General features: G+C 62.6%; 4 protein-coding genes and 1 pseudogene. 3 read left to right on the top strand and 2 right to left on the bottom strand.

Annotated elements, in window-relative coordinates; all coding sequences use genetic code 11:
- Window positions 1-514: 514 nt before the first annotated feature.
- A complete protein-coding gene (locus MKK70_RS10015; protein WP_243947373.1) occupies window positions 515-955 on the bottom strand; it encodes a hypothetical protein in 441 nt (146 codons plus the stop codon).
- 122 nt (window positions 956-1077) lie between these two features.
- Between MKK70_RS10015 and MKK70_RS30590 the strand changes: the two genes are divergently transcribed.
- The 3 genes and pseudogenes from MKK70_RS30590 to MKK70_RS10005 form a co-directional block, all read left to right on the top strand.
- On the top strand, window positions 1078-1302 hold the full coding sequence (locus MKK70_RS30590) for a helix-turn-helix domain-containing protein (protein ID WP_279603590.1): 225 nt from the start codon (window positions 1078-1080) through the stop codon (window positions 1300-1302).
- Between the two features lie 278 nt (window positions 1303-1580).
- A complete protein-coding gene (locus MKK70_RS10010; RefSeq protein WP_147725439.1) occupies window positions 1581-1814 on the top strand; it encodes a hypothetical protein in 234 nt (77 codons plus the stop codon).
- Window positions 1811-2908, top strand: a pseudogene (locus MKK70_RS10005) (replicative DNA helicase); the annotation flags it as partial. The gene MKK70_RS10010 and the pseudogene MKK70_RS10005, both read left to right, overlap by 4 nt.
- A 3-nt stretch (window positions 2909-2911) precedes the next feature.
- Here MKK70_RS10005 and MKK70_RS31055 read toward each other — a convergent pair.
- On the bottom strand, window positions 2912-3016 hold the full coding sequence (locus MKK70_RS31055) for a hypothetical protein (RefSeq protein ID WP_409568261.1): 105 nt from the start codon (window positions 3014-3016) through the stop codon (window positions 2912-2914).
- Window positions 3017-3056: the final 40 nt, after the last annotated feature.

The following is a 3056-nucleotide window of genomic DNA, read 5'->3' as shown; positions in this document are numbered from 1 at the left end:
GCTTTCGTAAATCTCTAGCTCGTCGGTGTAGCGTGTGCGCGGGTCCATGGGCCGACCTCAACCTTCCACGTGATGGCGGGAGGTGGGACGGCTTGCTGTCAGCCGAGCGCCCTGGCGCGGACGCTCGTTCAGAGGACGAGGAGCGCCGGCAGGCCCTGGGTATCGAGCGCTCAACGCTGAGCGAAGCAGACCACGCGTCAGATGCGAAACGGTTTCACCTGCGGCGTCGACCGCACCCGTGCTCTCCGCCCGGAGCGAGCGGTCTACGTGGATGTAGAGTTGGAGTGGGTAGTAGGTAGACATGAACAATCCCGAGGGCCGGCCCAGATCATAGTCTCATCCCACGAGAATGTCTTATGTGAATAAAGCATGGCTGTATGATTGAGATCGAATGTATTGTATTTCAAAGTGACAGTTAGTGCTCCCTAGTATCGGTTTCCGGCTTTCATTCTCGGCTTCGGCGAATACCTCTGAGGCTGCTGCCAGGAATGGTCGCTGGGGTTTGAGTCGCCCTTCAGGTCTGGCGACGCCGGCGCGAGGCAAATATGGGAAGCATGCATTGAATGCGGTCAACAAGCTGACTTGTCACTAGCTTTAACCCTTCATCATCTTCAAACCACTCTTTTCCATCTGAGGAGGTGCTTGGATGAGAATTCTTTAGCCTGCCCCACGCTTGACCAATTTCAATAGCCTCACTGTAATCATAACCTGAGCCGAGAAGGGCCCTAGTATCTCTCAGATACTGCACTGGCTCGGCATACTCTCCGCTGATGCCCTCAAGAGACCGTTCTAACCGCCACTCAACTTCCTCGCTGATAGTCCGACCATTCGTCCGGGCTTCCTCAGCCAACCGGTGACGCAGGTCTCCACGAGTACGGAACGTGAGGTTTCCATCCTTGCGCTCTGACGGGTCCAAAGGGGGACGACCGCGGCGCTTGGTGAGCTGATCCGACATGAATGCCTCCAAGGCCGATATTTATCGCACTTTATTAGCGCGCATTAAGGTTGCGGCGTGCCGCTCGATGTGCAATCATATTCGCACGATCTAAGAGTGCAACAATTATCTGAGAGGGTTCGATGGGTAGCGAGATCCTTGCCGTGTTGGACGAGCCAACTGTCGACCTCCTAGTGGCTGGCCGGATACTCGGCATAGGCCGAAGCGCCACTTACAGGGCGCGCAAAGCCGGTGAGATCCCGGTCGTGAAAGTTGGTCGGCAGTACCGGGTTCCCACTGAGCGCTTGCGTGAGATGCTGGGCCTGCCGTCTGGCGCTTCAGCCCTACAGGCACCCATCGCCGCCTGAACCCCGCTATCCCGGCGGGCGCGTCCCGCTGGATCACCGCGCCGAGCCATCCGGCCGGCGCATCAACTGCAGGAACCAAACATGAGAAACCCCGCGACGCGCGGGGCGAACGCAGGGCTCTCGAATGCAGCTGTGGCGGCTTGCGATCAGAGAGATACGGCGGTTCGTCCCCTTCGGCAAGACTTATTCATCGCCCGACGCTTCGGTCTCCCGCCTGCCACGGCCGGAGCCCTGGCTGAGCTAGCGTTTCCCTCTCGCGACGATTGGCGGTGCCGCCCATGACGGGTACTCCTCGCACGATCGCCACCGTCCGGAAGAACAACTTTCAGGAACTCCGCGTCGGTCTCGTGACCCACGCGGGGTGCCGCCTCGTCGATCTCCGGCTCTACGATCTGTCGAAGCCGAAGCAGGGCGCGCCCTTCCCGACCAAGGCTGGGTTCTGCCTCGCCTTAGACCGCCTGCCGAAGCTGATCGAGGCTCTGCAGGCCGCCGAGCGAGAGGTGTCGCAATGAATGCCCACACCGCTTCGCTCGGCGCCGTCCCGCCAAACGCCGTGGAGTCCGAACAAGGGCTGCTAGGCGCCATCCTCCACCACAACGATGCGATCGACCGGGCTCGGGATTTCGTCCAGCCGGACGATTTCTCGGACCTGGTCCATCAGCAGATCTTTGCAGCGATGGTCGTCCGTCGCGATGCCGGCGAGGCGATCGACCTGGGGCTGATGAAGGCAGTCCTGGGTGATGCGGACCTCGGCGGGGTCTCGGTTGGGCAGTACCTCGTCAACTTGATGCACGGCGCCACGACTGTCAGCAACGCCCCGAGCTACGCCCGCCTCATCGCGCAGGCCGCACGGATGCGGACCGTGTTCGAGACGGCGCAAATCGGCATCGCGGCGATGACGGGCAGCACCGTGCATGACCCGGCCGAGACCGCCGGCAGCATGATCGAGGCGCTGGACGCGGTGGCCAGCGCCGCCCTCGCCGAGCACGCTCGGCGGGTCTCACTCGGTGCCAGCGCCGCCAACGTCCTCGCCCGGGCCAATCAGATCCGGCAGGGGACCGCACCTCGTGGCGTGCCCTACGGCATACCAAGGCTTGATGCAGCGACACTCGGGATGCGTCCGGGACAGCTCGTCATTCTCGCGGGGCGCCCGGCCATGGGCAAAACGACGGTCGGTCTGCACGTCGCGATCTCGGCAGCTCGGCACTCTGGCCCGGTCGGGTTCTTTTCCCTTGAGATGGACGGAGACGAACTCAGCGAGCGCGTCATGGCCGCGGTCGCCTACGATCCGCGGGCTCGGGAGGTGATCTCGTATCGCGCCATCGCCGACGCGGGCAGCCTCTCAAACGAGGCTATGGAGCGGCTGATCGAAGCGCAGCGCACCTGCACCGGCATTCCGGTCTGGATCGAGCCGCAGGCCGGTCTGACGTTAGCCCAGATCGCGGCCCGAGCCCGACAGATGCGGCTGCAGGCCGAACGCCAGGGCAAGCCGCTAGCTGCCATTGTCGTCGACCACATCGGCCTGATCCGGCCGTCAAAGCGCTACTCGGGTAACCGGGTTCAGGAAATGACCGAGATCTCCTCCGGGCTGAAGGGACTGGCGAAGGAGCTAGGTGTCGTTGCCCAGAAGGTTGTTCAGGCTTTGCCAGGGTGTCTGTCGGCTGAGGGCGGAGTGGGTTCGGCTGGTGTTGTAGTGGTCGATCCAGGGGCTCATGGCTTGTGTCCGCTCGGCGGATGAGGCGTAGGGCTCGGCG

The sequence above is a fragment of the Methylobacterium sp. E-041 genome, from assembly GCF_022829665.1.
In the GTDB taxonomy this organism is placed as follows: domain Bacteria; phylum Pseudomonadota; class Alphaproteobacteria; order Rhizobiales; family Beijerinckiaceae; genus Methylobacterium.
This window is presented reverse-complemented; position numbering and strand designations above follow the sequence as displayed.